Source organism: Streptomyces cinnamoneus, assembly GCF_002939475.1.
Taxonomy (GTDB): domain Bacteria; phylum Actinomycetota; class Actinomycetes; order Streptomycetales; family Streptomycetaceae; genus Streptomyces; species Streptomyces cinnamoneus_A.
In genome coordinates, this window is record NZ_PKFQ01000001.1 from 933,351 (window position 1) to 940,275 (window position 6,925).

4 protein-coding genes are annotated in these 6,925 nt (G+C 71.5%); 1 reads left to right on the forward strand and 3 read right to left on the reverse strand.

Features of this window, described 5'->3' with window-relative positions:
* Positions 1-267 precede the first annotated feature (267 nt).
* Entirely contained in the window at positions 268-1,740 is a 1,473-nt protein-coding gene (locus CYQ11_RS03710; protein ID WP_104650954.1) for an MFS transporter, read from the reverse strand.
* A 419-nt stretch (positions 1,741-2,159) separates the two neighbouring features.
* Positions 2,160-3,101 (reverse strand): polysaccharide deacetylase family protein, encoded by a 942-nt coding sequence (locus CYQ11_RS03715; RefSeq protein ID WP_099198173.1) that lies wholly within the window; start codon positions 3,099-3,101, stop codon positions 2,160-2,162.
* 244 nt (positions 3,102-3,345) lie between these two features.
* On the opposite strand from CYQ11_RS03715, the gene CYQ11_RS03720 reads away from it, so the two are divergent.
* Positions 3,346-5,244, forward strand: coding sequence for an NHL repeat-containing protein (locus CYQ11_RS03720; RefSeq protein WP_099198174.1), 1,899 nt, complete (start codon positions 3,346-3,348; stop codon positions 5,242-5,244).
* 278 nt (positions 5,245-5,522) lie between these two features.
* On the opposite strand, the gene CYQ11_RS03725 is transcribed toward CYQ11_RS03720, so the two are convergent.
* Complete coding sequence (locus CYQ11_RS03725; protein WP_099198175.1) at positions 5,523-6,836, reverse strand: cysteate synthase; 1,314 nt, start codon at positions 6,834-6,836, stop codon at positions 5,523-5,525.
* Between the last annotated feature and the right edge of the window lie 89 nt (positions 6,837-6,925).

The window sequence follows — 6,925 nt, forward strand, 5'->3', positions numbered from 1 at the left end:
GCGGGAACCATGCCCCTGGATCTTCGAATTTATGGGGGAGCATCACATACTGCAAGGTAGTGAACTCGCCAGGTTCCTTAGGACGGGCTTCATGACAGCCGCATAATTCCCTGCCCTGGAGAGGTCGTCAGAAGGGGGTCGCCGATCGCCCCGGCGGCCGGGTGCCGGGCACGCCCCGTGATTTCCCGTGGCCTGAATTCCCGGCCGGACGCGCGAAGTGCCGGGGTGCCGCCCCCTGGGCACCCCGGCACGTGTGCCGCGCGACGGTCAGCGGGGTGGCTGTTCCGTCGCCTCGTCGGAGGGACGCGCAGGCAGGGGCAGCCTGGCGGAGTCCTGCGACCTGCCGCCGTCGCCGTTCGCGGACGCCGCGTCGAGGGCGGACGCCGGACCCTTCGGCGTCTTCACTGGGGAGGGGGTCATGGGGACCACCGGTGCCCCCGACCGCGGGACCACGGCCGCGCCGCCTCCCGCCCCTTCGGCCACCGGCACCGCGGCGACCACGGTCCGGCCGGGAAGCATGCCGGTCCGGTACAGCAGGGCCACGGCGCCGGCGGAGGCCATGCCGAAGGACAGGCAGCACACCCAGGGCAGCCACTCCATCCCCACCTGATGGCCGAGGTCCATCGCCCGCCCCACCACCGCGTTCCCGCCAGTGGCCGCGAGCCCGGAGAAGACGTAGAAGAGGCCGAAGTACGTGCCGGTCAGGCTCTCCCGGCCGAACTGGGGGATCAGCTCCATGGCGGTCGGGTGGGCGACCATGATGCCGAAGAAGAGCAGCACCGATCCGAGCACCATCACGACCATGCGCGCGACCGCCTCCTTGGTGCCGGCCGGCGGCTCGGTGCCGCAGATCAGCAGCGGCGGCAGGAAGCTCAGGCCCATCACGACGAGCCCCGAGCTGATCCACCGGGTGCCGCCGCCGTTGCGTTCCAGGGCTCTGGTGATGCGCAGTTGGAACACCATGTTCGCCAGCGCACCCGCCGCCAGCAGCACCCCGGCCGACCCCTTCCAGCCCGAGGCCGCCAGGGCGCCTTCCGGCAGGAGGAGGTAGAGCTGGTTCTCCATGGTGAACATGCCGGTCGTGGCGAAGGAGAAGAGCAGGAACCGGCGGTTGCAGAACGCCTCCCGCCAGTCCGCGAAGACGGTGGCGGAGCGGCCGGCCTCGACGACCCCGCGCGTCGGCAGGACCATCGCCTGGGCGACGGTCAGCAGCCCGAAGACCGCGGCGGCCACCAGGGCGCACAGCCGGAAGTCGGCGAGGAACAGCACGCTGCCCAGCAGCAGTCCGATCAGTGAACCACTGGTGGCGTAGACGTTCAGCAGCGCGAACGCCTCGGCCTTGCGGTCGCCCGACTCCAGCGCCACGTAGGTGCGGACGGCCGGGTAGAACAGCGCCGCCGCCAGCCCCGTGAGCACGGAGGCGCAGAGCAGCAGCCACAGGGAACTGCCGAAGGCGAAGAGCGCGAAACCCACGGTCCGCAGGGCACAGCCGGCGATGATCACGACCCGGGGGCCCAGCCGGTCGGCCGCGGAGCCGCCCAGGATGAACAGCCCCTGCTGACTGAGATTTCGCGCGCCGAGGACCAGTCCGACGAGCGCGGCCGACATCCCGAGACCCTGCTCCAGATATGCCGCGAGAAACGGCATGAGGAGATAGAACCCGATGTCGATGCCAAACTGATTGAGCAGTAGCAATCGCAACGCGAGTGGGAACTCGCGCGTCGCCCGAATGTTTCTCATGCGCGTTCCTGGATCCAGCCCGAGTAGGCGAGAACCACCCTGAACCAAGGGGGCGCCATACACTCGGAGGGTTTGACGGTGCGCGAAGCGGCAGGACGGCAGCCGCGGCGTCCTCAGGATTCTTCCTGATCAGAAGCCTGACCAAGGGTCAGAGCGCCTCGGCGTACAGCTCGTCGGCTCGCTTCTCCGTTCACAGGAACGGCCGCACTCGCTGACGTTGAGTCGGCGGTCGATCATATGCTTTTGCGGTGCATCCTCAATGCCCCCCGACTACTCTCGGAAGATGAGCAGAGGACACTTTAGCAAAGCAAACCCCTCTCCCAACAGTGCGGGGAGAGGGGCGGTATCGCATCCCGGTATCGAAGCGGCGGAAGGGAATTTGCTCCCGGTTCTTTCTTCGAGCGCTGGAACGGCCGTGCTTACGAACTGGACTCCGTCGACCGTTTGGCCTGATCTTTTACATAGCGGGCGATTTCCGCGTGGGTGGCGTACCAGATGCCCTCGTGGCCTTCGATGTGCGCCAGCAGCTCTTCGAGGACGGTGATCCTTGATCGATGGCCGATCACATGGGGGTGCATCGTCAACTGGAAGAGCCCGCCCTCCTCGTAGGCGACATCGAACTCGTCCCGCCATATTCCACCGACCACTTGGCGCGGCATGCCGTGCGGACGCAGCGGGGAATAGCGGTCCATCTCGAAGTAGATGTCGTCGTCACGAATCCATTCGGGCGGCAGCTCCACGATTCCCGTCGGCTCACCGTCGGCGAGAATCTCGTACGGATCGTCGTCCGCCATGAGCGACGAGTCGTACAGCAGGCCGAGTTCACGGCTGATGTCCAGGGTGTGGTCGCTGAAGTCCCAGGAGGGCGTGCGGATGCCGACCGGACGCTGCCCGCTGACGCGCTCCAGGGTGTCCGCGCAGCGGAAGGCCAGGTCCCGTTCGCTCTTCGGGTCGAGCTCCATGTTGCGCTCGTGGATCCAGCCGTGAATGCCGATCTCATGCCCTCGAAGGCTGTACTCCCGGGCTTCCTGAGGCCGCATCAGGGCGCAGACGGCCGGCATGAAGAAGGTGGCGGGGATGGAGCGGCGCTCCAGCAGCGCGAGGACCCGGGGAGAGCCCACGCGGGCGCCGTACTCGCCCTGTGAGAGCTTGCCCGGTCCGGTCTGCCCGTCGCGCAGCGGGATCGTCTCGTGGTCGGTGTCGAAGGACAGGGCGACGGCGGCGCGCGCCCCTTGGGGCCACACGTCGGGCTTCAAGCTCCGCCCGGCGCGCACCCGTTCGACGACGCCGCGCCACTCCGCCTCCTCCCACTGCCAGGGGTGCCGCTGCGTCGCCTGATCGCGCTCTTCGGATGCGGTCATGGCCGGCTCCTCGTCCTCGGTCCGGATCGCGTGGGGTCGGGGCGCTCCCGAGCGCCATGGTGACAGCACGTCAGTTTCGCGTCATGGGTGGGAACTCGTCAGCCGATGACGGTGGCTGACACTTCATCACGTCGGAGAAGCACACTGTCCGCCCGGGACGTGAGGGCCCTACCGTGAGGTGTTCCGGCCGGATTCCGGCGTGCGTACCCCGCGACCGCACCACCCGTTCCAGGGAGGAGCCATCATGACGGCCATCGAGGACCCGGACGCGGACACCGCGCCCAGCGCCGAACGCGTGATCACCACCCTCGCGGGCACGGGCGAGGCCGGCTCCTCGGGTGACGGGGCACCCGCCCTCCGTGCCACGCTGGACCAGCCGAGAGCGGTCGCCGTCGAACGCACCGGCCACGTGCTCGTGGCGGAGTGGAAGGGCCACCGCGTCCGGCGCATCGCCCCCGACGGCACCATCACCACCGTCGCCGGCACCGGCGTCCCCGGTTACGGCGGCGACGGCGGGCCCGCGGTCGACGCGTTGCTCAACGAACCCGGCGGACTGGCCCTCGACGACGAGGGCAACCTCTACGTCGCCGACTACTGGAACCACCGCATCCGCCGGATCTCCCCCGACGGCCTCATCGTCACCGTCGCCGGCACGGGCCGGCCCGGCCACGGGGGCGACGGCGGCCCCGCCCTCGCGGCCCGCTTCAACGAGCCGCGCGGGCTCGCCCTGGACGCCCGGGGGAACCTCTACGTGGCGGAGTGGAAGGGCCACCGCGTCCGGCGCATCGCCCCCGACGGCACCATCACCACCGTCGCGGGCATGGGCGAGCCGGGGTTCGGCGCCGACGGCGTCGCAGCCACGTCGTCCGCCCTGCACAACCCCATCGACGTGGCGGTCGACCGCGCCGGCGACCTCTACATCGCCGACTGCTGGACGCACCGCGTGCGCAAGGTCTCCCCCGACGGCGTCATCACCACCGTCGCCGGTACGGGCCGGCCGGGCTTCGACGGGGACGGCGGGCCGGCCGCCCGCACCCGCCTCGACCAGCCGCGCGGCGTCGACTTCGACGACGCCGGCAACCTGTACGTCGCCGACTCCCTCAACCAGCGGATCCGCGTGGTGGCGCCGGACGGCCGGATCGCCACCGTCGCCGGCGGCGGCGCGCCGGACCACGACGAGGACGGCGGGCCGGCCCTGGGCGCCGAGCTGTACTTCCCCCGCGCCGTGGCCGCCGCGCCGAACGGCGACCTGCTCGTCGCCGAGTGCGACAGCCACCGGGTGCGCCGGGTCACGACGGTCGTCGGCAGTCCCGGCGCCGCCGCCCGGCCCGGGGCCGTGCCGGACCTGTCGGTGGAGCCGGTGGCGCCGGCCACGGTGCGCCGCGGTCAGGACTTCTGGCTGGGCGCACGCCTCAGGGCGGTCGGCGCCGGGGCCCCCGAGAAGACCGACCTGGTCCTCGAACTGGCGCTGCCCGAGGGCCTCGTCGTCTCCGACGAGGGTGCGCGGGGGCCCGTGCGGCGCACGTACCCGGGCGGGGGCCCGGAGGCCACGGGGGGTGCGCTGGACGGGGTGTTCCGGGTGCGGGCGCCGGAGACCACGCGGCCCGGCCGGTACGAGGCGGCCCTGACGGTGCGGCGGGGCACCGGTCCGGGGGCGCGGCGGACGGTGCGGGTCCTGTCGGTGGTGGTGGCGGCTCCGCTGCCGGTGACCGACGAGCGGGCCTTCACCGTCGTGCAGGAGAACGTGCCGCAGGCCGCGCCCGGCGAGGCCGCCGTGGTCAACGTGGCGTACGTCGTACCCGTCGGCACCCCGGCGAATCCCGGGCGGATCGCCCAGCGCTTCACGGCCCCGACGGGCTTCGTCTTCGACGGGCGCCCGTGGTACCGCTACCCGCAGTCCCCCGAGGGGGCCGTGACCAAGCGGGTGGCGTTCCGGATGGAGGACGGCGGCAGGACCCTCGTCGTCCTCGCGAACCCCCACGTCAACACCGTCGCGGCGGACAGCGGGCCGCTGGTGTGCACGCTCGCGCTGCGTGCCCTGCCGCAGGCGGTGCCGGGCCGGTCCGACGACGGCTCGGTGGCGGTGGGCGCGCTCGCGGCCGTACCGCTGGCGGCGGTGGTCGTGGCCCCCGGGGAGGGGTGAGGCGGGGCCCTCTCCCGTCCGGTGACGGGGAGGCCGGCAGGCCTTTCCGACTCGGCCGCGACGCCGGGCGCCTCGACGACCGTGCCGCCCAGCACCGCCGTCAGGACGGAGCACCACGCGAGAGCGCTCCGGACGACTCCGGGGACGCGTATGCGACCACTCCTCGGTCGCGGACCCGGACGGACCGCGACCGAAGAGAGGGTGACCCGCGCATGAGCGGCGTCCCCGGCACGGGGGCCGGGTACACCCGGGCGTACCAGTGAGGTCTACCGACCGGCCTACGTGGCGCTTTGTCGACACAGATCGCTGGCGAACAGCTCCCGTATCCGCTCCAGCGCGTCGTCGAGCGAGGCGCCGGCGGCGATCCGCAGGTCCGGTTCGGCCTGGTGGAGCACGTGGTCACGGGCCAGCCGGCCGCGCCCGCCGCCCGTGAGATTGAGCAGGACGGAGGCGTCGCGGGGGACGCGCCCCTCGCTCACCGCCGCGAAGAGGGAGGCGGTCGCCACCGCGGCGGCCGGTTCCAGGTCGATCGACTCCAGGTCCAGGACCTTCTGCCGGGCCGCCAGTGCTGACGATTTATCGACAGTCAGCACGTCGCCGCGGCTCTCCGTCAGCACGTCGTGCACCCCGGAGTGCACGGCGTAGGGCGGGAACCTGTTCGTGAGCTCGTCGGCGTAGGCGCTCTCGATCGCCTGCCTGTCCCTCTCCGCGGGGACGAGCGCGCGCCGGCCGCTGTGCCACGCCTGCTGCAAGGGCGCGAACGAAGCGTTCTGCGAGAGCATCAGCCTGGGCAGCGGCCGGTCCCCCTCCGCCGGAACCGCCCGCTGGATCCGCTTGGCCGCCTCGTGCACGGCGATGGCCCCGGCGGCGCTGCCGACGGCTTGGAAGTAGTACTCGGGCAGTTCACCCGCCTCCTCCATCGCCGCGTACATCACCGTGCCGAGTCCGTCGCGACGCCCCACGTTGCGCACGCCGCCCTCCAGGAGGAAGCCCGGCAGCTTGGCCACCGCTTCGGACAGCGCGATCGCGTCGGAGTAGTCGGCGCCGTCCATCACGACCAGCCGCACCGCGGGGTGCAGGGGCTCGCGCAGCTTCAGGCGCGCCAGACCGCCCTCCGGGACGATCAGCAGGCACGGCTTGGCGTACCGGGAGCAGACCGAGGCGAACGCGGCGGCCGTGTTGCCGGCGGACGCCACGACGAGCGCCACCGGTTCCTCCGGCAGCCGGCCGAGGACCGTGTAGGCCTCCAGTTCCTTGAACGTGCAGGTCTCCAGGAAGGCACCCCGCTCGGGCCAGTAGCCGTTGAAGGCGATCCTGAGACCGGGCATGCCGAGGAAGGCGGACAGGCTCTCGCTGCGGAACACCACCGTGCGCCCCGCCTGCGGGAAGCTGCGGACGACCGGGAGCCAGTCGGCGTACCGGAAGATCCCGTCGGCTTCCGGGCGCGGCCTGAACTCCTTCTCCCGGTATTCGGTGTGCAGCAGCGCCGGCTCGTGGTCGCTGGCGCAGGTGAGCGTGAGCCCGTCGTCCTCCTGCCGCCGCCCGCACAGCGGACAGACGATGCGGTAGTGCCGCTCTTCCGGGTTCTTCATTCTTCTCCGTTCACAAGACTGACCGCCTCCCCGAACAGCGACGACGCGCTGTTCCGGGAAGACGGTCAGTCAGGCGTTCAAGGTGTGCG

Coding starts and splice junctions, on each gene's coding strand:
- CYQ11_RS03720 (WP_099198174.1), top strand. CDS start 3,346: ATGACGGCCATCGAGGACCCGGACGCGGACACCGCGCCCAGCGCCGAA.
- CYQ11_RS03710 (WP_104650954.1), bottom strand. CDS start 1,740: ATGAGAAACATTCGGGCGACGCGCGAGTTCCCACTCGCGTTGCGATTG.
- CYQ11_RS03725 (WP_099198175.1), bottom strand. CDS start 6,836: ATGAAGAACCCGGAAGAGCGGCACTACCGCATCGTCTGTCCGCTGTGC.
- CYQ11_RS03715 (WP_099198173.1), bottom strand. CDS start 3,101: ATGACCGCATCCGAAGAGCGCGATCAGGCGACGCAGCGGCACCCCTGG.